The following is a 23,687-nucleotide window of genomic DNA, read 5'->3' as shown; positions in this document are numbered from 1 at the left end:
CCGTACCCAGGAAAACCCGCAATGAAAAAGATTCTGTTCCTCAGCGCCAGCCTGCTGCTGGCCGGCTGCGCAGGTACCCAGACCTTGCCCGATCCGCGCATCGAGGCAGGCCAGGATTACCTGCCGCCGATCGCGGTAATGGTCGATTCGCTCGAGCACGGCACCGAGCTGCGCAATTACCTGCGCGAGAGCGGCGTGTTCAGCAAGGTCGAGAACGGTGCCGCTGGTGAAGGGCAGACCCAGGTGATGGTCAAGCTGGATGCCCAGCGCAAGGTTGCGCCTGCACCGTTGCTGTTCCTCAGTGCCGCCACTCTGTTCCTGTTGCCCTTGCAGAGTGACCTGGACACCAAGGCCGACTTCACCGTGATGCGTGATGGCAAGGTGCTCAAGCGTTATCACTATGAAAACTACATGGCCAAGTACGCCTGGCTGCTCGACCTCGGTATTCCTGAGCGCGAGGAAAACATCCGTCGGGTCGCCCGTGCTTTCGCCCGTGACATGCAGGCCGCCAACCAGGCCAGCAAGCCGCTGGAGGCGCAGCGATGAACAACCTGGTCAAGGCGGCGCTGATGGCGGCCGGGCTGGCATTGCTCGGCGGCTGCAACCCGTCGATGAAACCGCTGGGTTATCACGCGCAAAAGCCCTATGTGCCGATGAGCCTGTTGGTGCTGCCCGATGGCTACACCCGCTTCGACGTCCAGGAGCGTGACGAGCTGACCAGCGCAGTCAGGTCGTCCGGCGCGTTCTCTTTCGTCGATCACGGACTGCCGCGCAAGGGTTACGCCCTGGTCATCAGCCAACCACCAGGCGAAGGGGCTGGTTTTCTGGTCGCGCTCAACGCCCTGACGCTGCTGACCTTCCCGGTGCCCTACAGCTACGTGCACAACCTGACCGGCAAGGTCTACAAGGACGGCGAGCTGCTGCGCACCTTCAGCTATAAGCGTGAGGGCATGAGCGTGGGCGCCTGGTATGTGCCGCCGCCGATCACCGAGAACCAGCGGCAGATGCTGACTGAACTGATGCGCGACCTGGAGGCCAGTGCGCTGATTCCCCATGTTGACGATGCGGGGCAGGTGGGGTTGGTTGATCAACGGTAAGTCGTGGGCAGCACAATGAGATCTCCATTGCACATCAAGGCCGCTTGAGCGGGCATTGCATCAGCGCATCCTTGAGACTCAGCTCAAACTCGACCAAGCCGTCATGCACTTGTTGCAAGGCCTGGATCTGTCCCATCACTTCCTGTTTTTTGTTATCGATGGCCTGTATGGCCAGACCCCAGGGCAGCTCTTGGTCGCGATGATCCTGCAGGATGGCCTGCATTTCCTTGAGTTTGAAACCGAGTTGCTGAGCGCATTTGATGAAGGTCAGCAGCTCGACGCTTTGCTGGCTGTAGATGCGGTATTTGCCTTTGCGTTGCGGGGGTGGCAACAGGCCGATTTCTTCGTAATGTCGAATGCTTTTGACGGTGGTGCCCGACAGCTGGGCGGCTTTGCCGATGTACATGAAAATCCCTTTTTTGGGCGCATCAGAAGCGAAAGGATGTCGCGCGCTGGTACAAGCGCGCGACATCTTTGCATAAGCGTCGGGGGGCATGAAGCCGGGTTGGACATGGGATCATAGCAGGGAGACTCGGCTGGACAGCGCAGGGGCACGGCCCAACCGTGGCCGATCAGCGGCTGGCGATCGCCTGGACTTGTTTGAGCCAGGCTTCACGCTGTTCCGGTGTGGAGCCCAATACCGGACCGAAGGTCAGGGTTTTCAGGGGTTTTATGCCGCAGAACTCCAGGGTGGTCTTGCGCATTTGCTGCAAGCCCGGCATGCGATACACCCAGCGGTAGTACCATGGCGGCGTGTCCATGGTCACCAAAAGGTGAGCCGTGCGGCCCTTGAGCAGTTTGTCCGGGAAGGGCGAGCCCTTGCGGTACTTGAAGGCAAAACCGGGCAGAAACACGCGGTCGAAGAAGCCCTTGAGCAACGCCGGAATGCCGCCCCACCAGATCGGGTACACCAATGTGAGGTGTTCGGCCCAGCTAATGTCGTTCTGTGCGTTGAGCAGATCGGGCTCGAGCAACTGGATCTCGTTATAGCCAGCGTGCAAGACCGGATCGAAATCCAGGGTGCCCAGACGCAGCAGACGCACCTGATGGCCTGCTTGCGTGGCAGCTTCGACGTAACGTTCGGTCACTGCGCCGCAAAAGCTGTCGTTCGAAGGGTGGCCGAGGATCACAAGCATGCGTTTGCTCTTCATGACGAACTCCAGATAATGGAGTGCCAAGGGTAAAGTCTGCCCTTAACGGTAGAGTCAAGCCTTGCCGGCTATTGGTAGAGACAAACAGTCCAGCAGCGCTCGGGTGCAAACCGGCAGATTGCTTGCCGGAAGTGTCAACCATGTCTCCGCACACGTGTCTACCATGTGTCCGGTCCATACATGAGCCCAGAAGTCGGTCATTGCCGGGTGTTGGTTGACTGTTCGGATTTTGACGTGCGATCGCTCACCCAGTCGCGCAGCTTATGCTTTGGGCTCTTCCCGGTAAGGGATTATCTTTGCGCGGTCAATTTCGGTTGGTGGTTGATTGCTCCAAGATCCCTAGAGGCTGTCCGGATCCCCGAAGAACATCTGTATCCGCGACCTCAACCACCGCTCCGCCGGATCATTGTCCTGCGCCCCGCGCCAGGCCATGTGCAGCTCGAAGCTGCGCACTTCCAGCGGCAGGTCCTCGGCCCGCAGGCCGCCCGCTGCCGTGAGGGCATCGGCGGTGTAGTCCGGCACCGTGGCAACGATATCGGTCCCCGCCAGCAAGCTCCCCAAGCCGTTGAACTGCGGCACGGCCAGCACCACGTGGCGCTTGCGGCCGATCTCCTCCAGCGCCTCGTCGATGAACCCGGACAGGTCGCCGGCGAACGACACCAGTGCATGGGGCCGGGCGCAGAAGTCGTCCAGGGTGATGTTGCCGGGCATGCTGTCGGCGCGCAGCAGCTTGGGCATGCTGCGGCGCAGTACCTTGCGCTTGGCGTTGGCCGGCAGATCGCTGGTGTAGCTCACGCCCACCGAGATTTCGCCGGAGGCCAGCAGGGTGGGCATCAGCAGGTAGTTGACCCGGCGCACCACCAGCACGATGCCGGGCGCCTCGGCACGGATGCGCTTTAGCAGTTGGGGCAGCAGGGCGAATTCGGCGTCATCCGACAGGCCGATGCGGAACACTGCGTTGCTGGTGGCCGGGTCGAACTCGGCGGCGCGGCTGACAGCGGTGGAGATCGAGTCCAGCGCCGGCGACAGCAGGGCGAAGATTTCGTGGGCGCGCGCCGACGGCTCCATGCTGCGTCCGGTACGTACGAACAGTGGGTCGTCGAACAGGTTGCGCAGGCGCGACAGCGCGGCGCTGATCGCCGGCTGGCCGAGGAACAGTTTCTCGGCGGCGCGGGTCACGCTGCGTTCGTGCATCAGCGTTTCGAACACAATCAGCAGGTTGAGGTCTACGCGACGCAAGTCGTTACGATTCATTCGATGCGGCTCGCCTGAAGTGGGGCAGGGGTGAATCTTAAGGCCAAAGGCTGGTACCCTGCACCGATTTCCGGGTGCCAATGCACAGATTTGTCAGGGGCCCAATCAATGACAGGCATGTCGACTATTAACAGCCACTGATGGTCCAACCGTGAAAGCCCGGATAAAGTCCGTGGTAATACGAGATTCACAAAGGCGAGGTATGCGATGTCCCGCATGATCCGTTTCCACAAGTTCGGCCAGGCCGATGTGCTCCGTTGCGAGGAGCAGGCCGAACCGTCCCCGGCCACCGGCGAGGTGCAGATCCGCGTCGAGGCGATCGGCATCAGCTGGTACGACGTGCTCTGGCGGCAGAATCTGGCGCCGTCCCAGGCGCGGCTGCCGGCGGGTATCGGCCATGAGATGGCCGGCGTGGTCACCGCGGTCGGCGAGGGCGTGGACGATATCGCGGTGGGCGACCGGGTCGCCAGCTTCCCGGCCACCAGCCCCAACGACCATCCGGTCTACGGTGACGTGATCGTGCTGCCGCGCAGCGCCATCACCCGTTACCCTGACGTGCTGACCCCGATCGAGGCCAGCGTGCACTACACCCCGCTGCTGATTGCCTACTTCGCCTATGTCGACCTGGCCCGGGCCAAGGCCGGGCAGACCGCGCTGGTCACCGACGCCAGCCACTGCGCCGGGCCGGCCTTCGTGCAGCTGGGCAAGGCCCTGGGGTTGAAGGTGTTCGCTGCCACCAAGGAACCCGAGCAGCGTGAATACCTGCTGGGCCTGGGCGCGGACAAGGTGATCGTCACCGAGGAGCAGGACCTGCTGATGCAGATCGGCAAGTACACCGATGGCCGTGGCGTGGACATGGTCCTTGACGGCCTGGGCGGGCCGCAGATGTCGCTGCTCGGTGATGTCCTGGCGCCGCGCGGCAACCTGGTGCTGTATGGCCTGCAAGGCGGCAACCAGACGCCGTTCCCGGCCTGCGCGGCGTTCCAGAAGAACATTCAGTTCCATGTGCACTGCATCGGCAACTTCACCGGCAAGCCGGAACTGGGCATCGTCCAGGACCAGGTGGCCCTGCAGCGGGCCTTGCGCGATATCAACCAGTTCACCGCCGACCAGTTGCTGACGCCGCAGATCATCAAGGTGTATCCGTTCGAGCAGGTGGTCGAGGCGCACAGGCATATGGACGCCTGCCCATGTGGTGGACGGGTGGTGCTGGACATGGGCGGGCAGGGTTGACGCTGGCAACTTCTGCGCCGGGCAAGCCCGCGTCTACCGCGATGGCATGACGCCCGCCCTATCGGGGGCGGGCTTTGGGTCGTGTCTTCACCGCCGAACTTAGCTAATTGTCTTACCTGGTTTTGGGAAGTTTCCTTCAATCCCGGTCAGTTATTCATCTGCCAGAATCGGACTTCAATTCGAAGCCGTCAGGGAGATGGAGCGATAGCATGACCGAAACCCACAACCAAGCCATGCACTATATCTACCAGCAAGTCCTGCAGCGCCTGCTGGAGCACATGAGCCAGGCCCAGCGCGCCTCGGTGCAGTTGCTGGTCCAGCGTCTTCTGGTAATCGCCGGTGGCCAGGAGTGCATCGGCAACGTACGAGTACTGGCCCTGCACGGCGTGGACCGGCGCAGTGCGCATCTGCTGGCTTGCCTGCGTGCCGCGCAACTGAGCATCGCGATTCGCCATGCCGACACCTTTCGGCTACGGGTGCTGGCGGCTCGCCTGCCAACCCTCGACGACACAGCCCTTGCCCTTCATGACCGTTGCTTCAGCGCACTATTCCTGTACGACGATCCGCGGGTGGAGTTATTACGCGCCGATGGCGGGCGGCTTGGCCTGTTTGGTGCCCGGCAGGCCTGCTCGGCCGAACAATTGGCCGCCGCAGGTAACGCTTGGCTGCTGTTCGGACACCTAGCCGGCGGGCAGCCAGCGGCGTTGCTCGGGGCCAGGGGGTATCTGGATCTGGGAGGCAGCCTTGGGCAACTGCTGGGTGGGCAAGACGGCGAGCAACTCCTGGTCAGCGCCGCGCCGCTTGCCCAGCGCCACCGCTTGCTGGCCTGGGGGCGGCGTTGCCTGCGCCATTGCGGGGAGGTCGCGCACACCGTGACACCCCACAGCGTCCTGGCAGCCGGCATTGAACAACTGCACCAGGTGCTTTCCGACCCGTGGCAGCCGCCGACAGCGCCCATGCACGATAAACCCTGGGGCGATACGCGTCTGATGACGGTGGAGGATCTGCTGGGCCATCTCGATGACAGCGATCAGCTTGACCACATGCTTGGGCGCGAGGAGGCGCAGCCCTGGCAGGCCCAGGGGCCAGCCGGATTGTTCGATGCCTTGCCGCTGGCTCACCTGCATGGCCTGAAGGCGCAGTATCTGGAGCAGCGTAGCTATCGCGAGGGCGCGCAAGCGTTCTACCAGCGCTTGCGCCAGCCGTCGATGGCCTGGCCCCAGGGGCGGGCATTGCGTGACGAGGCGCAAGCGCGGCTGCATGCTGCCTATGGCGTCAATGAAGCGCAGTTGGTCTGCCAATTGTTCACCCCGTTCGATGCGCAGGGGCACAACCTCGAAGCCTTCGTGCTGCGCTGCCATCCTGGCATGCGCGTGGCGTTGCCCTATCTGCACCGTGCCCTGCAGGGCCGGCCTTGCCCGGAGCCGGTCAGCCAGTGGCTGGTGGACACCAGTGGCCTGCAGCTTGCTCAGTTACGGGCACTGTACGCCGGCACGCTCGGCAGCCAGGCACTGCGCCTGTTCCGCGTGCTGGGGCGGCGCGACCTGTGGCTACGGCCGCTGCCGACCAGTCCGTTGAGCAGCGCGTGACCGTTGATCCAGCGCGCTTGCCCCAGCAGGCGATCTGTATGTATAACCAGTGCGTGTTCCCCGTATCTGACCTGCGCCGTGATCGCCCATTCCGTCGATGATCCCTTGTATTACCTGTATAACTTCCGCCAGGTCCTGAGCTGGGTTGGGCAACGCTACGCCGACCTGTTGGACCACGACGAGCACGGTTTCATCCAGATGTTCGGTGAGTTGCCGGTGCCGACCCAGGCCTTGCTGGTACGCATGGTCATGCGCAAGGGCGAGTGGTTTCGCCGGGACAAACTCGACTACGCCGAGATCGGCGATGTCGACGTGGCCCTGGTGCCGCTGCTGGCTTTGGGCTGGGTAGCGACCGACGCACCGTTGGCCGTCGAGCAATTGTGGGCTTTGCTGCGCAAGGATGAGCTGGCCGGGCTTTTCGCCGGAAAAATTCCCCGCCCACGGGCCAGCAAGGCCGAATTGCTGGAACAGTTGCAGGCACTCGAACTGGTGCCCAGGCCCCTGGCACAGTGGTGCGCCGATTTCCCGACCCTGATCCTGCACTGGAGCCGGCAGCCATTATGCGACCGGCTGCGGCTGTTGTTCTTTGGCAACCTTTACCAGAGCTGGTCCGATTTCGTGCTGGCCGACCTGGGCGTGTTCCGTTACGAACAGGTGGCGTTCAGCGATGATTCGCGGGCATTGCGCCAGCGTGCCGAAGTCGACCTGGCCATGGCGCTACACCAGTGCGCCGAGCGCCTCGAGCAGGGTGCAGCGCCCGCCGAACTGCTCGCGGCTATCGCGGGTCTGGACGTCAGCAACGCCTGGCTCGCCCGCCGTCGGTCGCGTCTGCTCTTCAATCTTGGCCAGCACTGCGAGCGCCTGGGCGACTGGGAGCTTGCCTTGCACATCTATTCTGATTGCACCCACCCTGAGGCGCGCATTCGCCGGGTACGGGTGTACGAACGCAGCGCACAGTGGCAGTCAGCGTTCGCGCTGGCTCAGGACATGGCCCTGGCGCCTGCCAACGCATTGGAGCGCCAGGCGCTGGAGCGCATGCTGCCACGCCTGGCGCGCAAACTCGGCGGCCCCCCACAACCGCGTCGACGCACGAGCTCGGTTACGCTCATCGAGCTTGATTTGCCCGCCGCGATGGCGGCAGTGGGGGTGGAAGAGGCCGTACGCCTGCATCTGGAGCAGCAGGGCGGGGCCGCCCATTACGTCGAGAACACGCTGTTCAACAGCCTGTTTGGCCTATTGTGCTGGGAGGCGATTTTCGCACCGATACCCGGCGCTTTCTTCAACCCATTCCAGGCCGGGCCGCAGGACCTGCACGACAGCGATTTTCAGCAGCGTCGCGGCGCGTTGTTCGACACCTGTCTCGGGCGCCTGGACGACGGCAGCTACCGTCAGGCCATCCGCGACTGCCATGCAGCCAAGCAAGGCCTGCAGTCGCCGTTCGTATTCTGGCAGATGCTCGATGAGCCACTGCTCGAACAGGCGCTCGAGCACTTGCCGCCCGAACATTTGAAAGCCTGCTTCCTGCGTTTGCTGCAGGACATTCGCGCCAACCGTGCTGGCATGCCCGACCTCATCCAGTTCTGGCCGGGGCAGGGCGGCTATCGCATGGTCGAGGTCAAGGGCCCGGGCGACCGCCTGCAGGACAATCAACTACGCTGGCTCGAGTTCTGCCACGTCCACGGGCTGCCGGTGGCGGTCTGCCATGTACGTTGGCAGGCCACGCCGGCATGAGCTACACCGTGGCCGTGCGCGCCTTGTGCGAATTCAGCGCCAAGGTTGGCGACCTCGACCTGCGCTTCACGCCGTCGCCCAGTGCCCAGGAAGGGATTGCCGGACACCGCCGAGTAGTGGCCAAGCGCGGCGCCGACTATGAGCCGGAAGTGGCGCTGGAGGGCCAGTACCAAGGCCTGCGGGTTCGCGGGCGGGCCGATGGCTATGACCCGGCACGCAACCGGTTGGAAGAGATCAAGACCCACCGCGGCGACCTTGCCCGCCAGCCCGACAATCACCGCCAACTGCACTGGGCCCAGGCCAAGGTCTACGCCTGGCTGCTGTGCCAGGCGCGGCAGTTGCCGGCGATCGACGTGGCGCTGGTCTATCTGGACGTCGACAGCGATGGCCAGACCGTGATCAATGAGCATTATGGCGCCGACGACCTCAGGCGCTTTTTCGAGAACCAGTGCCAGTGCTTCCTGGCTTGGGCGCAGGCGCAGGAACTACGCCTGGCCGAACGTGACCGGGGCCTGCAGGCCCTGAGCTTTCCTTACCCTGCGCTCCGTCAAGGCCAGCGGCAACTGGCCGAGACCCTTTACAAGGCGGTGAGCACCGGCCGTTGCCTGATGGCCCAGGCGAGTACTGGCATCGGCAAGACCCTCGGTACCCTGTTTCCGCTGCTCAAGGCCGTGGTGCCGCAGCAGTTGGACAAGCTCTACTTCCTCACGGCGAAAACACCAGGCCGGGCCCTGGCCCTCGATGCGCTGCGCCAGATCATCCAAGCGTCGCCACAACCCGCCCTGCGCAGCCTCGAGCTGATCGCCCGCGACAAGGCCTGCGAGTACCCGCAAAACGCCTGCCATGGCGAGTCCTGCCCCTTGGCGCGGGGCTTCTACGACCGCCTGCCCGGCGCCCGTGAAGCTGCCGCGCAGGTGCCGTTGCTTGACCGCGCCAGCCTGCGCGAGGTGGCCCTGGCGCACCAGGTCTGCCCCTATTACCTGGGGCAGGAGATGGCGCGCTGGGTCGACCTGCTGGTGGCCGACTACAACTACTACTTCGACGCCCATGCATTGCTGTTCGGCCTGGCCCAGGCCAACCAGTGGCGCACGGCGGTGCTGGTGGACGAGGCGCACAACCTGGTCGAGCGCGGACGGCAGATGTACAGCGCCAGCCTCGACCAGGGCCAGTTGCTGGCGCTGCGCCAAGGCAAGCCGGCCGGCCTAGGCAGTGCCCTGGACCGCCTGAATCGGCAATGGAACGCGCTGTACAAGGCGCAGGTTGCGCCGTACCAGGCCAGCGAGCAGCTGCCCGACGCCTTCCTGCGTGCCCTGCAGCAATGCATCGGGCTGATCCAGGAACGCATGAACCAGGCGCCCGCCGAGGTCGAGCCCAAGGTGCTGGAGTTCTACTTCCAGGCCTTGCAGTTCAGCCGTATCGCCGAGTTGTTCGACGAGCACTTCCTGTTCGATATCAGCCCGCGCAACGGCCCCCGTGGGCGGCGCCTGGCCACGTTGTGCCTGCGCAACGTGGTGCCTGCCCGGCTGCTGGGTCCGCGCATGAGCGCGGCGCGCAGCGTCACGCTGTTTTCCGCCACGCTCAATCCCCGGCACTTCTACAGCGACCTGCTGGGCATGCCGACCGACACTGCCTGGCTGGAGGTCGCCGCACCGTTTCGCGCCGAGCAGTTGCAGGTGCGCATCGTCAGCGAGGTGTCCACCCGCTACCAGCAGCGCCAGGCGTCACTGGCGCCGATCGTCGAACTGATCGCCGCTCAGTTTGCCGGCCAGCCGGGCAACTACCTGGCCTTCTTCAGTAGCTTCGAGTACCTCGAACAGGTGGCGCGGTTACTGGCCGAACGCTACCCGGCGCTACCCATCTGGCGACAGTCTCCCGGCATGGACGAGGCCAGCCGCGAAGCCTTCCTGGCACGGTTCGTGGAGCACGGGCAGGGGGTGGGCTTCGCCGTGCTCGGCGGCGCCTTCGGCGAGGGTGTCGACCTGCCGGGCACTCGCCTGATTGGCGCCTTCGTCGCCACCCTTGGCCTGCCACAGGTCAATCCGGTCAACGAGCAGTTCAAACAGCGCCTGGGTCGGCAGTTCGGCGCCGGTTTCGACTATGCGTATCTCTATCCTGGGGTGCGCAAGGTGATCCAGGCCGCAGGCCGGGTGATCCGCGGCGACCAAGACCGCGGCGTGCTGGTGCTGATCGACGAGCGTTTTGCCGAACCGCGGGTGCGACAGATGTTCCCCGGCTGGTGGCAACTGGCGTGAACGCCGCCATCGCCTGGCGCTGAAACTCCCAGTACACTGCGCGTTCAAACACCAACATTCGTTGATTTCGAGGTTCCGCATGACGCTCAGTCCTTTGGCAGGCAAGCCGGCTCCGGCCAGCGTGCTGGTCGATATCCCCCGCCTGTTGACCGCTTACTACACCGGCCGTCCCGACGCCGCGGTGGCGGCCCAGCGCGTGGCCTTCGGCACCTCGGGCCACCGCGGCACTTCGTTCGAACTGAGCTTCAACGAATACCACGTGCTGGCGATCACCCAGGCCATCTGCCTGTATCGCCAGGAGAAAGGCATCGACGGCCCGTTGTTCATCGGTGCCGACACCCACGCGTTGTCCGCCCCGGCCGCCGCCAGCGCTCTGGAAGTGCTGGCCGCCAATGGCGTGCAGGTGATGTTGAGCAAGGACGACGAGTACACCCCGACCCCGGCGGTGTCCCATGCCATCCTCTGCTACAACCGTGGCCGCCAGCAGGGCCTGGCCGACGGCATCGTCATCACTCCGTCGCACAACCCACCGCAGAGCGGCGGCTTCAAGTACAACCCGCCCAACGGCGGCCCGGCCGACAGCGACGTGACCAAGTGGATCGAGGCCAAGGCCAACGAGCTGCTGGCGGCGAACCTGGCTGGCGTCAAGCGCATGGACTACCAGCAGGCGCTGGCGGCGCCGACCACCCAGCGCCACGACTACGTGAGCAGCTATGTCGCCGACCTGGAAAATGTCATCGACTTCGACGTGATCCGCAGCGCCAATCTGCGCCTGGGCGTCGACCCATTGGGCGGTGCCGGCGTGCGCTACTGGTCGGCCATCGCCGAGCACTACCAGCTGAACCTGGAAGTGGTGAATACCGAGGTCGATCCGACCTTCCGCTTCATGACCGTCGACTGGGACGGGCAGATCCGCATGGACCCGTCCTCGCCTTACGCCATGCAGGGCCTGATCGGCCTGCGCGAGCGGTTCGACGTGGCCTTCGCCTGCGACCCGGACCACGATCGCCACGGCATCGTCACCGCCGACGGCCTGCTGCAGCCGAACAACTACCTGGCCGTGGCCATCGACTACCTGTACCGCAACCGCCCGCAATGGCGCAGTGATGCCGCCGTGGGCAAGACCGTGGTTTCCAGCGGCCTGATCGACCGCGTCACCGCGGGCCTGGGCCGTGAGCTGTATGAAGTGCCGGTGGGCTTCAAGTTCTTCGCCCAAGGCCTGTTCGACGGTTCGCTGGGCTTCGGTGGTGAAGAGAGCGCGGGCGCCTCGTTCCTGCGCAAGGACGGCTCGGTCTGGACCACCGACAAGGACGGCCTGATTCCGGCGCTGCTGGCGGCCGAGATGACCGCCCGCACCGGGCGCAACCCGAGCCAGATCTACGCCGACCTGACCGCCAAGCTGGGCAAGCCGTACGCCACCCGCGTCGAGGCCAAGGCCGACGCACGGCAGAAGGCGCTGCTGAGCAAGCTGGCGCCGGAGCAGGTCAAGTCCACCGAGCTTGCCGGCGAGCCGATCCAGCAGATCCTCAGCCATGCGCCGGGTAACAACCAGGCCATCGGCGGCCTGAAGGTGATGACCGCGAACGGCTGGTTCGCCGCGCGGCCGTCCGGCACCGAGGATATCTACAAGATCTACGCCGAAAGCTTCATCGACGAGGCGCACCTCAAGCGCCTGGTGGCCGAAGCCCAAGTGCTGGTGGACGCGGCGATCGCCTGATCGATCCTGATACGCATCGCGGGGCAAGCCCGCTGCCACGCCTGAACAAAGCAGGCAGTGGCAGCGGGCTTGCCCCGCGATGCGTTTGGTTGTTCCACTGATGGAACGATCCATGCCATTTCAGCTATCTACCGCAGTATTGGCCTCATCTGTAAGGTGTAACCCATCAACAGGAGGCTTCTCATGAAAAAGATCCAGGGTATCCACCGCAGCCCCAACGCCCACTGGGTGGGCGACGGCTTCCCGGTGCGCAGCCTGTTCACCTACGACCATCTGGCGCGGCATATCAGCCCGTTCCTGCTGCTGGATTATGCCGGCCCGCATGACTTCGCCCCGACCACTGCCCGGCGTGGCGTCGGCCAGCACCCGCACCGCGGTTTCGAGACCGTCACCATCGTCTACCAGGGCGAACTGGAGCACCGCGACTCCACCGGCGCGGGCGGTCTGATCGGCCCGGGCGACGTGCAATGGATGACCGCTGCGGGCGGCATCATCCACGAGGAGTTCCATTCCCCGGCCTTTGCCCGTAGCGGTGGCACGCTGGAGATGGTGCAACTGTGGGTCAACCTCCCGGCCAGGGACAAGCGCGCCGCCGCCGGCTACCAGACGCTGTTGGCCAACGACATTCCCGTGGTGACGCTGGAAGGCGAGGCGGGCAGCCTGCGAGTGATCGCCGGGCGTTACCTTGACCGTCAGGGGCCGGCGCGCACCTTTACCGAGATGGACGTCTGGGACCTGCGCCTGAAGGCGGGTGCCACGCTGCAACTGCCGGTGGCCGCCGGGCGCAATGCCGCGCTGGTGGTGCTGCGCGGCACGCTGCGGGTCAACGATGAGCGCGAAGCCGGTGCGGCCAGCCTGGTATTACTGGAGCGCGACGGCGACGGTGTGCGTCTCGAGGCGCAGGATGACGTCAGCGTGCTGCTGCTCAGCGGCGAGCCGATCGACGAGCCCATCGTCGGGTATGGCCCGTTCGTGATGAACAGCCAGGCCGAGATCGCCGAATCGTTCGATGATTTCCAGGCCGGGCGGTTTGGGCAGGTAGGTGGCGCCGAGCGCGGCATCGTCCGATAGCACCCATCGCGGGGCAAGCCCGCTCCCATGTCATGAGTTCATCGTGACGTGGGAGCGGGCTTGCCCCGCGATTTAGTTTCAACGCTTTATAGCAGGCCTCGTCGAGGCCGCATCAATCTCCATCAGCCACTCGGCCTGCGCCAACCATCTGGCAAAGGTTCAGAGTTGCGGGCCGTAGATGGCTCTTCTGATTCCTTTGTTGACACGCTGCATCTCATCCTCTGAATCCGAGTTGTAGGGCGTCGAATCGGTTGAGGAGATTGCTTCGTTCCACCTGGCTCTTTCTTCTTTTGCCTCTCTCAGCAGGCGAAGTAACTCCAGGGGCCCGCCTTCTTGTTTGATATGGAGAACATCGCGGAAGAAGGGGAGCGGTGCGACATTTAGGTTTTTTCTCGCTGATGCGGGCATTTGCCGAATACCGCCCGTCTTGGCCGATATTATCCTGGCACGGGCAGGCAACTTATCGTCGTATTTGCCTAGTGCGGGAGCGGTCAGCTTGTTCGTCAATCTTGAAGTATTGGAAAGAGAGACAAGGTCTTCGAGAGATAAATGCTTGATAATCGATGTGAATATGTCCGGTTCGAAACTGATCAATTTCTGAAAATTGCCAGTGTGGCCGGAAGGGTCGACCTTATTGATCGGATCATTGTTGCAATAATCGTAGGCATTCACTCCACCATCCTCGAACGGGCTCAGCGAGTCGGGTGAGAGAAAGCGCATCAGCGCTGGGCTGAACGAACGGTAGCCATTACCGAGAAGGTAGCGCCCAGTCAATGGGGCGCGGTGCTGAGCATTGAAGCCGAGTGTAACGACTGATACGCCGACAGGTTCTGAATACCCATAAGCGGTGTAGGTGAGTGCACGAGACTGTTGGTCTTCTCTGCACCAAAAAATGGACCCTGGCCTATCTGTTGCCAACAGGGATGTGACCTTATGGACGACAATTGGCTTCGTCATGGGGTTACTTGATCTAGGGGCTTGGCAAGGAAATCTAGGCGTAAAAGGCTCGCTATTGGAACTGGCAAAATTATCAGGAGCCATTCTCGGCCCTCGTCTTACTGCCGGCAGGCCCGATGAGGCCGCAATGCGGCCCCGTGTACTGCTAACGCTCAAGCCTGATCCGGCACCACCGCGATCACATCGATCTCCATCAGCCACTCGGCCTGCGCCAACCCTGCCACCACCAACCCGGTGGAAATCGGGAACACGCCCTTGAGCCACTTACCCACTTCCTTGTACACCGGCTCGCGGAAGCGCGGGTCGGTGATGTAGGTGGTAGTCTTGACGATATGCGACAGGTCCGAGCCTGCCTCCTCAAGCAACTGCTTGACGTTCTTCATCGCCTGTTCGGCCTGCGCCTGCGGGTCGCCCAGGCCGACCAGGCGGCCTTCGAAATCGGTGCCGACCTGCCCGCGCACGTAGATGGTGTTGCCGGCGCGCACCGCCTGGCACAGGTCGTTGTCCAGGGTCTGGTTGGGGTAGGTGGCCTTGGTGTTGAACATGCGGATGCGAGTGTGAGTAGGCATCAGTGGGCTCCGAAGGTGCTGACGTTGCTGATCGAGGGTTGCTGCTCATCCGCCGTGCGCTGTTCGCGGTCGCGGTAGGCCAGGTAGGTGCGCTGGGTGGCGATGTGACCGGCGACGTGCTTGGCGTCGTGCCACACGCCCCAGATGAACGACGAGCCGCGGCGTGACAACCAAGGCAGGCCGAGGAAGTACACGCCTGGTTCTTTCGACACGCCACGCTGGTGTTGCGGCTTGCCGTTGGCGTCGAAGGCGTCCACCTGCAGCCAGCTGAAATCCACACCGTAGCCGGTGGCCCAGATGATGGTGGTGACGTTGGCCTGGGCCAGGTCCAGCTCGCGCAGCGGGTTGCTGACGCAGGCCGGGTCGGGCAGGCGCTTGCGCGCTTCAGGCTCTGGTGGCAGGTCCAGGCCGTTGCGTTCGACATAGGCGTCGGCGGCGTCCAGCAGGGCCAGGTAGTTCTCGTCGCCACGGTTGATGTTCTCGGCCAGGTTGTCCTGGAAGCGCGCCACGCCGCCCTCGAACGACTGGGTCAGGCCGACCAGGGTCATGCCCTGGTGGGCGAGGGCGCGGAAGTCCACGGTATGGCCGCCACGGGCACCGGACACGGCGATGGTCACGTGCTCGCGGCCAGGCTTGGCGATCTCGGCATCCCATTCGCCGAGCACGCCGAGCCACCAGCAGAAGTCACGGTTGCGGTAGCTGCGTGGCGGGCGGTCGTGGGCGCCCACCGACAGGTACACCTGGCGCCCGGCGCGCATCAGCTCCTCGGCGATCTGCACGCCGGAGGAGCCGGCGCCCACCACCAGCACCGCGCCTTCAGGCAGTTGCTCGGGGTTGTAGTAGGCGGCGGAGTGGATCTGGTGCAGGCCGTCGTCCTTTGGCGCGATGGCCGGGATCACCGGGCGCTGGAACGGGCCGGTGGCGGCCACCACGCGGTTGGCGCGGATCACGCCCTGGTTGGTTTCGATGGTGAAGCCCGGGCGGTCGGCGTTGCGTACCACCTGCCTGACCTCGACACCGGTGCGCACTGGCAGGTTGTACTTGCGCACGTACTGCTCGAAGTAGTCGGCGACCTGGTCCTTGCCGGCGAAGGCGTCGGCGTCGAGGTCGAATTCCAGGCCCGGGAAGCGGTCGTGCCAGGCCGGCCCGTTGGCCACCAGCGAATCCCAGCGGCCGGTGCGCCAGGCCTCGGCGATGCGCTTGCGCTCCAGCACCAGGTGCGGCACGCCGAGCTTGCTCAGGTGTTCGCTCATGGCCACGCCGGCCTGGCCGGCGCCGACTACGAGGGTGTCGATTTCGATGTTGTTCAGTGTCATGTCCCAGCCCTTCTTCAGCGGCGTTCTTGTTCAGGTCGGTGGGGACCGCCTTTGCCTGGGGCCAGACTAGGGATGGGGGGGCAATCGCGAAAATAGTATTTAGCTGGGGCTTGCCGATAAATTGGCGAAGGGTGGATGGGCACCGCCGCGCGCCGAGCCGCCATAGTTTTTTCCTGCCCTGTGCCGAGGAAAATGTTGGTTTCGCCGCTGCCTTGGCCCGCCGAGAATGCCGGTAACTCACCACAGGAGCTGCACCATGACCTTCTCCATCATCGGCCGCTGCCAGGAAACCGGCCAGGTCGGCATCGCCATCAGTTCATCGAGCATCGCCGTCGGCGCCCGTTGCCCGTGGGTGCGCGCCGGGGTCGGTGCCGTGGCCACGCAGAACATCACCCTGCCGGCCCTCGGCCCGCAGATCCTCGATGCCCTGGAACAAGGCCAGCTGCCGCCTGCCGCGGCGCTGGAGCGGGTGCTGAGTGCCAATGGGTGGAGCGAGTACCGCCAGGTCACGGTGATCGACAGCCACGGGCAGGTGGCGCTGTTCACCGGCAAGGAAGCGCTGGGCACGCACAACGCGGTGGCCGGTGAGCAATGCGCGGCGGCCGGCAACCTGCTGTCGTCGCAGGCGGTGATCGCGGCGATGGTTACGGCATTCGAGCAGGCCGGCGGCCATCTGGCCGACCGCCTGCTGGCGGCCATGCACGCGGCGATGGCGGCCGGGGGCGAGGCGGGGCCGGTGCATTCGGCGGCGCTGAAGATTGCCGGCGAGCTGACCTGGCCGTTGGTCGACCTGCGGGTGGACTGGACCGAGCAGGACCCGATCGCTGAACTGGACACCCTGTGGCAAGCCTATCGCCCGCAGATGCAGGACTATGTGACCCGCGCCCTGAACCCGACCGCCGCGCCCAGCTACGGAGTGCCCGGCGATGAGTGAGGCCAGCAGCCGTGCGCTGTTGGAGCGGCTGGTCGGCTTCGCCACAGTGAGCCGTGATTCCAACCTGGAGCTGATCGCCTTCATTCGCGATTATCTAGCCGGGTTTGGCGTTCACAGCGAGCTGTTCCACAACGACGAAGGCACCAAGGCCAACCTGTTCGCCACGATAGGCCCACTTGACCGAGGCGGCGTGGTGCTGTCCGGCCACACTGACGTGGTGCCGGTCGACGGCCAGGCCTGGAGCGTCGAGCCGTTTCGCCTGAGCGAGCGCGACGGGCGCCTGTATGGCCGCGGCACGGCCGACATGAAGGGCTTCATCGCCTCGGTGCTGGCGGCGGTACCGGCGTTTCTCGCCCAACCCCTGAAGATGCCGGTGCACCTGGCGTTCTCCTACGATGAGGAAGTCGGCTGCCTGGGCGTGCGTTCGATGTTGGCGGCGTTGGCGCGGCGCCCGCACAAACCGCGCCTGTGTCTGATCGGCGAGCCCACCGAGCTCAAGCCGGTGCTCGGCCACAAGGGCAAGCTGGCCATGCGCTGCGAGGTGCACGGTGCCGCCTGCCATTCGGCCTATGCCCCCTATGGCGTCAACGCCATCGAGTACGCGGCGCGGTTGATCGGCAAACTGGGCGAGATCGGTGATGAGCTGGCGCATCCCGAGCATCACGACGGGCGCTTCGACCCACCGTTCTCCACGGTGCAGACCGGGGTGATCAAGGGCGGGAGGGCGTTGAACATCGTCCCCGAGGAATGCGAATTCGATTTCGAAGTCCGCGCCTTGCCGGGCTTCGAGGCCCAGGTGGTGGCAGACCAGCTGCAGTCCTATGCCGAGGCCGAGCTGTTGCCGCGCATGCGCGCCGTCAATGCGGCCAGCGCGATTCGCTTGCGGCCGTTGAGCGCTTACCCGGGGCTGGCCACGCCTGCCGCCAGCGAGGCCGCGCAACTGGTGGCGCGGCTCAGTGGCTCGGATGACTTCGGCACAGTGGCGTTCGGCACCGAGGGCGGGTTGTTCGACCAGGCGGGGATTCCCACCGTGGTTTGCGGGCCGGGCAGCATGGAGCAGGGGCACAAGCCCGATGAGTTCGTCAGCGTCGAGCAGTTGCATGGCTGTGACGCGATGCTGCGGCGCCTGGTCGAGTACCTGGCGCAGGCATGATGGATCTCGATGCACACCCGCCCCCAGCCGGGGCGGGGACCCAGTTGACTGTTACGCCGGCACCATCGCGAAGCCCACGCCGAAGCGGTTCCAGGCATTGATGGTGGCGATGGCCAAGGTCAGGTTGGCGATTTCCTTGGCGCTGAAGTGCTCGAGCAATGCCTGGTACTCGTCTTGCGGCGCGCCGCGTTCCGGGAGGCGGGTCAGGCTCTCTACCCAGGCCAGGGCGGCACGTTCGCGTGGGGTGAAGTAGCGGGTCTCGCGCCAGACGCTCAGGGTCTGCAGGCGCGCCTCGGTTTCACCGGCCTTGCGCGCATCGTTAGCGTGCATGTTGACGCAGTAGGCGCAGCCATTGACCTGCGAGGCGCGCAGGCGGATCAGCTCCAGCAGCGAGTGTTCCAGGCCCGAGGCGACCAGCGCCTGTTCGAGGCCGATCATGGCCTTGTAGGCTTCCGGCGAGTGCTTGGCCCATTCGATACGGTCATGCATGGTGAGGCTCCAAAGATGTACAGGTGGCAAGTGGCACTACCTTAGCGCCCGGCCGTGTCGTGCCGAATAGCCAATCCCGCGCTTTGCCAGGAGGCCAATCGCGCATTTGGATGGCCACTGACAGGCATCCAATCTCTTCATTTCTGTCGGCGCATCGCAGCCGGGATAATGGCCGGGTCAATACCGGAGAACCTTTCCATGTCCGCAGATCGCTACATGCGCGAGGCCCTCGAGCTGGCCCGCGGCAATATCCAGGCCGGCGGCCGCCCGTTCGGCGCCGTGCTGGTCTACCAGGGGCAGGTGATCGCCCGCGCCGTCAACGAGATCCACAGCACCCAGGACCCGACCAGCCACGCCGAGATGCAGGCCATCCGCCAGGCTGCCCAGGTCCTTGGCCGGCCACGCCTGGAGGGCGCCGAGATCTATGCCAGCGGCCACCCGTGCCCGATGTGCCTGGCAGCCATGCACCTGTGTGGCATCGAGCGTGCCTGGTTCGCCTACGACAATGACGAAGGCGAGCCCTATGGCCTGTCCACCGCCGCGGTGTATGCGCAGATGGCCCGCCCGCCGCAGCAGCAGAGCCTGCCCCTGCGCCCGCTGAAGCCCGCGGGTGAGAGTGGCCTGTACCGTGAATGGCAGCAGGCCAGCCAAGGATGAGGGGCGCGCTGAACCTGTTGCTGGTGGTGCTGCTGGCCCTGAACCTACGACCGATCCTCACCAGCATCGGCCCTTTGCTCGAACCCATGCGCCAGGGCACCGGCCTGGGTTACCAGCAGGCGGCGTTGCTGACCGCGTTGCCGGTGCTGTGCATGGGCCTGATCCCGTTGTTGCAACCCTGGCTGCGACGCTGGCTGAGCGAGCATGGCGGCATGCTAGCGGGGCTTGCGGCTATTACCCTGGCTTGCCTGTGGCGCCTGCAGCTGGACAGCGCCTGGGCGTTGATCGCCAGCGCCGTGGTCGCCGGCTTGGGCGTTGCCGTGGTGCAGGGCATGATGCCGGGGCTGGTCAATCGCTGGTTCCCCAACCGCCTGGCGGCGAGCATGGGGCTGTATTCGGCGGCATTGATGAGCGGTGGTGGTTTGGCTGCGGTGCTCGGCCCTGGGATTGCCGCACACTTCGGCGATTGGCAGTTCGGCCTGGGCCTCTGGGCGCTGCCGGCGCTGCTGGCAATGGCTGCCTGGGTACTGCTGCGTCCGCGCCAACCTACGCCAAGCCAGGCCGCCGGCAGTGGCGGGCACTGGTTCGGCAACCGCAGGGCCTGGTTGCTGGCGTTGTACTTCGGGCTGATCAATGGCGGCTATACCAGCATGGTGGCGTGGCTGCCGGCCTATCACCTGGAGCACGGCGGCACGGCACAGGGGGGCGGTGAGCTGGTTGGCCTGATGACCATCTTCCAGGTCTGCGGCGCCCTGGGCCTGCCATTGCTGCTGCGGCGACTGGTCGATCGCCGGCCCGGCCTTTGGCTGGCCTTGCTGATCCAGCTCGGGGGCTTCCTCGGCCTGCTGCTGGCGCCGGCCAGCGCCATGGGCCTGTGGGTGGCGATGATTGGCCTGGGCCTGGGGGCCTGTTTCAGCCTCAGCCTGACGCTGACCTTGGAGCACCTGCGCTGCCCCGGCGAAGCCGGCAGCCTGGCGGCATTCGTCCAGGGCGTGGGCTTCATCGTCACCGGCATCGTGCCGTACATCACCGGCTGGCTGCGCGATGTCAGCGGCGACTTCCAGGCCTCCTGGACGTTACTGGCCTGCACCGTGCTGGCGATGTTGCTGGTGACTGCGTGCTTCGCGCCGAAGGGCTACGCCAGGGCGATTGCCCGTTGCCGGCAGCCCGCTGAAGCGCTGGTCAACTGAGGCGCTGCAGGGTGTCGGCGACGCGGTCCAGCGCCGGGTCGATATCCAGCAGCTCGATGGCGCCGAAGCCCAGCAGCAGCCCCGGCCGCACCGGGGCCTCGTTGAAGAACGGCGCGAGGGAGTAGAGGCCCACCTCCACCTTGCGCGCCAGGCTGATCAGCAACTCGACATCCACCCCAGGCTTGGCCAGCGCGCTCAGGTGAAAGCCCGCGCTGGCCGGCACCGCGTCGAACCACGGCGCCAGGTCGCCGTCAAGCCGCGCCAGGATCCGCTCGCGGCGTGCGCTGTAGACCTCGTGGCAACGGCGGATGTGCTTGTTCAGGTGGCCTTCGGCGAGGAACCGCGCCAGCGCCCATTGCTGCAGGGTCGGGCTGTGCCAGTCGCTCAGGTGCTTGGCCACGCAGGCGGCCTGCAGCACGGCGGGCGGCAGCACCGCGTAGCCCAGGCGCAGTTCGGGCAGCAGGGTCTTGGAGAACGTCCCGACATAGGCCACCAGGCCATGCCGGTCCATGCGTTGCAGGGCCTCGGCGGCAGGCCCCTGGTAGCGGAACTCGCAGTCGTAGTCATCCTCGATGATCAGCGCGCCAAGTTCGGCGGCCCGCGCCAGCAGCGCCTCGCGCCGTGGCGCGGCCATGGGCATGCCCAGCGGGAACTGGTGCGAGGGGGTCACGTAGATCAGCCGGGTGCCATCCTCGATCTGCTCCACGCACAATCCCTGGTCGTCCACGGGCACTGACTGCATGCGCGCGCCCAAGGCCTGGAACAACTGCCGGGCCGGCGGGTAGCCCGGGTCTTCCATGGCCACCTTGCAGCCGGGCTCGACCAGCACCCGGGCGATAAGGTCCAGCGCCTGCTGGGCGCCGTTGCACACCAGCACATCGCTGGGCGCGCACTGGATGCCGCGGGTGAAGGCGATGTGATGGGTGATGGCTTCGCGCAGTTCGGGCAGGCCCTGGGCGGAAAACTGCCGCTCGGGGTGCCGCTGGCTACGGCGCAGGGCGTAGTTCATGCAACTGCGCCATTGATCGTAGGGAAACTGCGACTTGCTCGAGGCTCCGCCGATGAAGTCATAGCGCGAAGGCGCGTCCAGCGCCCGCTGGGCCAGTACCGTGGCGCGCTGGCGCCAGCGTTCGAGCGTGTCGGCGGCGGCCAGCGGGATGTGCTCGCTGTCGCCCTGGCGCAAGGTGTGGCGTGGGCTGATGAAGGTGCCGCGGCCAACCACGCCGCTAAGCAGGTTGTCGTAGGTCAGGCGTGAATAGGCTTCGGCCACGGTCTTGCGCGAGACCCCCAGCTGTTCGGCCAGCAGGCGGGTGGGCGGCAGTTGCGTGCCGGCGGCGAGGTGGCCGCTGTCGATGCCGGCGCGCAGTTGCCGGTAGAGCTGCTCGGCAAGGCCTTTGCGGCCTTCGAGGCGGATGTGCAGTTCCATCGTGGGAAGGGTCCGAAGCGCAGGGATGTAGAAGCTTCGGGGTTTATCGGCAAAGCCGCAAGGGCCGCAGGCGCGAGCCAGGCCCGCGCCTGCAGGCAGCGGGTGTTCACAGGCGGGCGGTACTGATGGTGATGTAGCCTTTTGCGGGCAGCGCGATGCGGATCACCGTTTCGTCGTCGCAGGCCTTGCGTTTCTGCTTGATGCATACGCCATCCACCGTGGCCTCGCGCATGCGGGCGGGGATGGCGCGGCCCTTGGCGTCGAAGAAGGCCTCGCTGGCGAGCAGCTCGACGCGCTCGATCAGTTGGCGGGTGTGCTCGTCGGTGGCGCAGAAGAAGCGCACACCGGACAGGTGTGGGTTGTCATCGGGGTTGCTGACTTCATGGGCCAGCAACTGGCGCAGGGTATGGCGCAGTTCGCGGGTAGGGCGGTCGTGTGTGGGCATGGCATGGCCTCGTCTGGATGGGGTTGGCCGCGCCGGGGCGGCCGTAACGTCTCCAGGTCGGATGATGTTTCGCCGCGGATGTGGCAACAATCAAGAAGCGTCCTTGCTTTCGGTAGGAGGGTTCCGAAAATACAGGCAGGAGGTTGAACATCGCCTTGATCCGCGTCAGCTCCAGCACCTGTTGCCACGGTCTTGGATGCCCGGTCAGACAGGCTACAGCGTCGCAGTGCGCGTGGCATCGAGCGCCGCCTCGACGATCTCGACCCAGTGCCGCACCGGCGTTCGCCCGGCACTTGCAAGGTGCACCTGGCAACCGATGTTGGCCGTGGCAATGACCTGTGGGCTGCCGCTCTCCAGGGCATTGATACGCTCATCGCGCAATTGCCGCGCCAGCGTCGGCTGGGTCAGCGAGTAGGTGCCGGCCGAGCCGCAGCACAGGTGGCCATCGGGCACCGGGGTGAGGTGAAAGCCCAGGCGCGTCAGCAGGCCTTCCACCGCACCGCCGAGCTTGAGGGCGTGCTGCAGGGTGCAGGGGCAGTGGAAGGCCAGGCGCTGCTCGGCGCACAACCCCAGGTGTTCCAGCGGCTCGGCCTGCAGCACCTGTACCAGGTCCCGGGACAGCGCGCTGACCCTGGCGGCCTTGGCGGCGTAGCGCGGGTCGCCTTCGAGCAGGTGGCCATAGTCACGCACGAATGCGCCGCAGCCGCTGGCGGTCTGCACGATGGCCTCGGCGCCGGCCTCGATGGCCGGCCACCAGGCGTCGATGTTGTGTCGGGCACGCTCCAGGCCGCGTGCCTGGACATCCAGGTGATAGTCCACGGCGCCGCAGCAACCGGCCTCGGCTATCGGTTCGACACTGATGCCGAGGCGGTCGAGCAGGCGGGCGGTGGCGGCGTTGGTATTGGGTGAGAGCGCCTGCTGCACGCAACCTTCAAGCAGCAACACGCGGCGAGCGTGCCTTGCTGACGGGCGCTGGCCGGCGGCGGCGATCTGCGGCGGCAGCTTGGCCTTGAGGTTGACCGGGAGCAGGGGGCGCAGGGCAAGGCCGCTGTGCAGCAGGGCCCTGAACAGCGCCGGCCTCGGCACTACCGCACGCAAGCCACTGCGCAGCAGGCGCTGGGCCAAAGGCCGCGGCACCTGGCGGTCGACCACGGCGCGGCCGATGTCGAGCAGGTTGTGGTACTGCACGCCGGAGGGGCAGCTGGTCTCGCAATTGCGACAGCTCAGGCAACGGTCCAGATGCGTCTGGGTGCTGGCGCTGACCGGTTCGCCTTCGAGCACCTGCTTGATCAGGTAGATGCGCCCACGTGGGCCGTCCAGCTCGTCGCCGAGCAGCTGGTAGGTGGGGCAGGTGGCGGTGCAAAAGCCGCAGTGCACGCAAGACCGCAGGATGCGCTCGGCCTCGTCGGCGCGGGCCAGGTGGCGGGCGGAGTCACTCAGTCGGGTTTGCATGCCG

General features: G+C 65.4%; 22 protein-coding genes. 12 read left to right on the top strand and 10 right to left on the bottom strand.

From position 1 onward, the window contains the following. Positions 1-21 precede the first annotated feature (21 nt). Positions 22-546 (top strand): hypothetical protein, encoded by a 525-nt coding sequence (locus C3F42_RS03995; protein WP_023628920.1) that lies wholly within the window; start codon positions 22-24, stop codon positions 544-546. Beyond that, entirely contained in the window at positions 543-1,097 is a 555-nt protein-coding gene (locus tag C3F42_RS03990) for a hypothetical protein (RefSeq protein WP_094011137.1), read from the top strand. Before C3F42_RS03995 ends, C3F42_RS03990 begins: the two co-directional genes overlap by 4 nt. 34 nt (positions 1,098-1,131) lie before the next feature. Here the strand turns inward: C3F42_RS03990 and C3F42_RS03985 are convergent, their stop codons facing one another. The 3 genes from C3F42_RS03985 to C3F42_RS03975 all read right to left on the bottom strand — a co-directional run bounded on the left by C3F42_RS03985 (position 1,132) and on the right by C3F42_RS03975 (position 3,502). Beyond that, entirely contained in the window at positions 1,132-1,503 is a 372-nt protein-coding gene (locus tag C3F42_RS03985; protein ID WP_094011138.1) for a MerR family transcriptional regulator, read from the bottom strand. 166 nt (positions 1,504-1,669) lie between these two features. Continuing rightward, positions 1,670-2,248 carry an NAD(P)H-dependent oxidoreductase gene (locus C3F42_RS03980; protein WP_094011139.1) on the bottom strand — a complete coding sequence of 193 codons (579 nt, stop codon included), beginning with the start codon at positions 2,246-2,248 and terminating at the stop codon, positions 1,670-1,672. A gap of 339 nt (positions 2,249-2,587) precedes the next feature. Then, positions 2,588-3,502, bottom strand: coding sequence for a LysR family transcriptional regulator (locus tag C3F42_RS03975; RefSeq protein WP_046855927.1), 915 nt, complete (start codon positions 3,500-3,502; stop codon positions 2,588-2,590). Between the two features lie 207 nt (positions 3,503-3,709). On the opposite strand from C3F42_RS03975, the gene C3F42_RS03970 reads away from it, so the two are divergent. The 6 genes from C3F42_RS03970 (at position 3,710) to C3F42_RS03945 (ending at position 13,095) form a co-directional block, all read left to right on the top strand. Next, positions 3,710-4,735, top strand: coding sequence for a zinc-dependent alcohol dehydrogenase family protein (locus C3F42_RS03970; protein ID WP_104444014.1), 1,026 nt, complete (start codon positions 3,710-3,712; stop codon positions 4,733-4,735). Between the two features lie 209 nt (positions 4,736-4,944). Beyond that, positions 4,945-6,324, top strand: a complete 1,380-nt coding sequence (locus C3F42_RS03965; RefSeq protein ID WP_038705930.1) for a hypothetical protein — start codon at positions 4,945-4,947, stop codon at positions 6,322-6,324. A 78-nt stretch (positions 6,325-6,402) separates the two neighbouring features. Next, positions 6,403-8,055 carry a VRR-NUC domain-containing protein gene (locus tag C3F42_RS03960; RefSeq protein WP_094011141.1) on the top strand — a complete coding sequence of 551 codons (1,653 nt, stop codon included), beginning with the start codon at positions 6,403-6,405 and terminating at the stop codon, positions 8,053-8,055. Next, positions 8,052-10,307 (top strand): ATP-dependent DNA helicase, encoded by a 2,256-nt coding sequence (locus C3F42_RS03955; protein WP_104444013.1) that lies wholly within the window; start codon positions 8,052-8,054, stop codon positions 10,305-10,307. The genes C3F42_RS03960 and C3F42_RS03955 overlap by 4 nt, the downstream gene beginning before the upstream one ends. Before the next feature lie 79 nt (positions 10,308-10,386). After that, complete coding sequence (pgm, locus tag C3F42_RS03950; RefSeq protein WP_104444012.1) at positions 10,387-12,024, top strand: phosphoglucomutase (alpha-D-glucose-1,6-bisphosphate-dependent); 1,638 nt, start codon at positions 10,387-10,389, stop codon at positions 12,022-12,024. Positions 12,025-12,207: 183 nt separating this feature from the next. Beyond that, positions 12,208-13,095 carry a pirin family protein gene (locus tag C3F42_RS03945; RefSeq protein WP_104444011.1) on the top strand — a complete coding sequence of 296 codons (888 nt, stop codon included), beginning with the start codon at positions 12,208-12,210 and terminating at the stop codon, positions 13,093-13,095. 159 nt (positions 13,096-13,254) lie between these two features. Here C3F42_RS03945 and C3F42_RS03940 read toward each other — a convergent pair whose 3' ends face one another. The 3 genes from C3F42_RS03940 to C3F42_RS03930 form a co-directional block, all read right to left on the bottom strand. Continuing rightward, complete coding sequence (locus C3F42_RS03940; RefSeq protein ID WP_256586263.1) at positions 13,255-14,052, bottom strand: RHS repeat-associated core domain-containing protein; 798 nt, start codon at positions 14,050-14,052, stop codon at positions 13,255-13,257. A 152-nt stretch (positions 14,053-14,204) separates the two neighbouring features. Next, positions 14,205-14,621 (bottom strand): RidA family protein, encoded by a 417-nt coding sequence (locus tag C3F42_RS03935; protein ID WP_094011146.1) that lies wholly within the window; start codon positions 14,619-14,621, stop codon positions 14,205-14,207. Beyond that, the gene (locus C3F42_RS03930) at positions 14,621-15,937 is read right to left on the bottom strand and encodes an NAD(P)/FAD-dependent oxidoreductase (protein WP_038705934.1); all 1,317 of its coding nucleotides are present in this window, start codon (positions 15,935-15,937) and stop codon (positions 14,621-14,623) included. The genes C3F42_RS03935 and C3F42_RS03930 overlap by 1 nt, the downstream gene beginning before the upstream one ends. Positions 15,938-16,193: 256 nt before the next feature. On the opposite strand from C3F42_RS03930, the gene C3F42_RS03925 reads away from it, so the two are divergent. Together C3F42_RS03925 and argE are read left to right on the top strand one after the other, a co-directional pair. Beyond that, entirely contained in the window at positions 16,194-16,871 is a 678-nt protein-coding gene (locus C3F42_RS03925; protein WP_094011147.1) for a DUF1028 domain-containing protein, read from the top strand. Further along, positions 16,864-18,024 (top strand): acetylornithine deacetylase, encoded by a 1,161-nt coding sequence (gene argE, locus C3F42_RS03920; protein WP_104444009.1) that lies wholly within the window; start codon positions 16,864-16,866, stop codon positions 18,022-18,024. The genes C3F42_RS03925 and argE overlap by 8 nt, the downstream gene beginning before the upstream one ends. A 51-nt stretch (positions 18,025-18,075) precedes the next feature. Here argE and C3F42_RS03915 read toward each other — a convergent pair whose 3' ends face one another. Continuing rightward, positions 18,076-18,513, bottom strand: coding sequence for a carboxymuconolactone decarboxylase family protein (locus tag C3F42_RS03915; RefSeq protein WP_038705936.1), 438 nt, complete (start codon positions 18,511-18,513; stop codon positions 18,076-18,078). A gap of 198 nt (positions 18,514-18,711) precedes the next feature. On the opposite strand from C3F42_RS03915, the gene C3F42_RS03910 reads away from it, so the two are divergent. Both C3F42_RS03910 and C3F42_RS03905 read left to right on the top strand, forming a co-directional pair. Further along, positions 18,712-19,170, top strand: coding sequence for a nucleoside deaminase (locus C3F42_RS03910; RefSeq protein WP_104444008.1), 459 nt, complete (start codon positions 18,712-18,714; stop codon positions 19,168-19,170). Next, on the top strand, positions 19,167-20,360 hold the full coding sequence (locus C3F42_RS03905; RefSeq protein WP_104444007.1) for a cyanate transporter: 1,194 nt from the start codon (positions 19,167-19,169) through the stop codon (positions 20,358-20,360). The genes C3F42_RS03910 and C3F42_RS03905 overlap by 4 nt, the downstream gene beginning before the upstream one ends. On the opposite strand, the gene C3F42_RS03900 is transcribed toward C3F42_RS03905, so the two are convergent. The 3 genes from C3F42_RS03900 to glcF form a co-directional block, all read right to left on the bottom strand. Then, positions 20,353-21,786 carry a PLP-dependent aminotransferase family protein gene (locus tag C3F42_RS03900; RefSeq protein WP_104444006.1) on the bottom strand — a complete coding sequence of 478 codons (1,434 nt, stop codon included), beginning with the start codon at positions 21,784-21,786 and terminating at the stop codon, positions 20,353-20,355. The two genes, C3F42_RS03905 and C3F42_RS03900, sit on opposite strands and share 8 nt — an antisense overlap. Positions 21,787-21,892: 106 nt before the next feature. Then, on the bottom strand, positions 21,893-22,231 hold the full coding sequence (locus C3F42_RS03895) for a hypothetical protein (protein WP_046855914.1): 339 nt from the start codon (positions 22,229-22,231) through the stop codon (positions 21,893-21,895). Positions 22,232-22,444: 213 nt separating this feature from the next. Then, positions 22,445-23,683, bottom strand: a complete 1,239-nt coding sequence (gene glcF / locus C3F42_RS03890; RefSeq protein ID WP_094011151.1) for a glycolate oxidase subunit GlcF — start codon at positions 23,681-23,683, stop codon at positions 22,445-22,447. Positions 23,684-23,687 lie beyond the last annotated feature (4 nt).

The sequence above is a fragment of the Pseudomonas sp. PONIH3 genome (genome assembly GCF_002934345.1).
Lineage (GTDB): Bacteria > Pseudomonadota > Gammaproteobacteria > Pseudomonadales > Pseudomonadaceae > Aquipseudomonas > Aquipseudomonas soli.
This window is presented reverse-complemented; position numbering and strand designations above follow the sequence as displayed.

Coding starts and splice junctions, on each gene's coding strand:
- C3F42_RS03930 (WP_038705934.1), bottom strand. CDS start 15,937: ATGACACTGAACAACATCGAAATCGACACCCTCGTAGTCGGCGCCGGC.
- C3F42_RS03955 (WP_104444013.1), top strand. CDS start 8,052: ATGAGCTACACCGTGGCCGTGCGCGCCTTGTGCGAATTCAGCGCCAAG.
- C3F42_RS03970 (WP_104444014.1), top strand. CDS start 3,710: ATGTCCCGCATGATCCGTTTCCACAAGTTCGGCCAGGCCGATGTGCTC.
- C3F42_RS03965 (WP_038705930.1), top strand. CDS start 4,945: ATGACCGAAACCCACAACCAAGCCATGCACTATATCTACCAGCAAGTC.
- C3F42_RS03935 (WP_094011146.1), bottom strand. CDS start 14,621: ATGCCTACTCACACTCGCATCCGCATGTTCAACACCAAGGCCACCTAC.
- C3F42_RS03900 (WP_104444006.1), bottom strand. CDS start 21,786: ATGGAACTGCACATCCGCCTCGAAGGCCGCAAAGGCCTTGCCGAGCAG.
- C3F42_RS03995 (WP_023628920.1), top strand. CDS start 22: ATGAAAAAGATTCTGTTCCTCAGCGCCAGCCTGCTGCTGGCCGGCTGC.
- C3F42_RS03905 (WP_104444007.1), top strand. CDS start 19,167: ATGAGGGGCGCGCTGAACCTGTTGCTGGTGGTGCTGCTGGCCCTGAAC.
- glcF (WP_094011151.1), bottom strand. CDS start 23,683: ATGCAAACCCGACTGAGTGACTCCGCCCGCCACCTGGCCCGCGCCGAC.
- argE (WP_104444009.1), top strand. CDS start 16,864: ATGAGTGAGGCCAGCAGCCGTGCGCTGTTGGAGCGGCTGGTCGGCTTC.
- C3F42_RS03980 (WP_094011139.1), bottom strand. CDS start 2,248: ATGAAGAGCAAACGCATGCTTGTGATCCTCGGCCACCCTTCGAACGAC.
- C3F42_RS03940 (WP_256586263.1), bottom strand. CDS start 14,052: ATGACGAAGCCAATTGTCGTCCATAAGGTCACATCCCTGTTGGCAACA.
- pgm (WP_104444012.1), top strand. CDS start 10,387: ATGACGCTCAGTCCTTTGGCAGGCAAGCCGGCTCCGGCCAGCGTGCTG.
- C3F42_RS03985 (WP_094011138.1), bottom strand. CDS start 1,503: ATGTACATCGGCAAAGCCGCCCAGCTGTCGGGCACCACCGTCAAAAGC.
- C3F42_RS03925 (WP_094011147.1), top strand. CDS start 16,194: ATGACCTTCTCCATCATCGGCCGCTGCCAGGAAACCGGCCAGGTCGGC.
- C3F42_RS03910 (WP_104444008.1), top strand. CDS start 18,712: ATGTCCGCAGATCGCTACATGCGCGAGGCCCTCGAGCTGGCCCGCGGC.
- C3F42_RS03915 (WP_038705936.1), bottom strand. CDS start 18,513: ATGCATGACCGTATCGAATGGGCCAAGCACTCGCCGGAAGCCTACAAG.
- C3F42_RS03895 (WP_046855914.1), bottom strand. CDS start 22,231: ATGCCCACACACGACCGCCCTACCCGCGAACTGCGCCATACCCTGCGC.
- C3F42_RS03945 (WP_104444011.1), top strand. CDS start 12,208: ATGAAAAAGATCCAGGGTATCCACCGCAGCCCCAACGCCCACTGGGTG.
- C3F42_RS03975 (WP_046855927.1), bottom strand. CDS start 3,502: ATGAATCGTAACGACTTGCGTCGCGTAGACCTCAACCTGCTGATTGTG.
- C3F42_RS03990 (WP_094011137.1), top strand. CDS start 543: ATGAACAACCTGGTCAAGGCGGCGCTGATGGCGGCCGGGCTGGCATTG.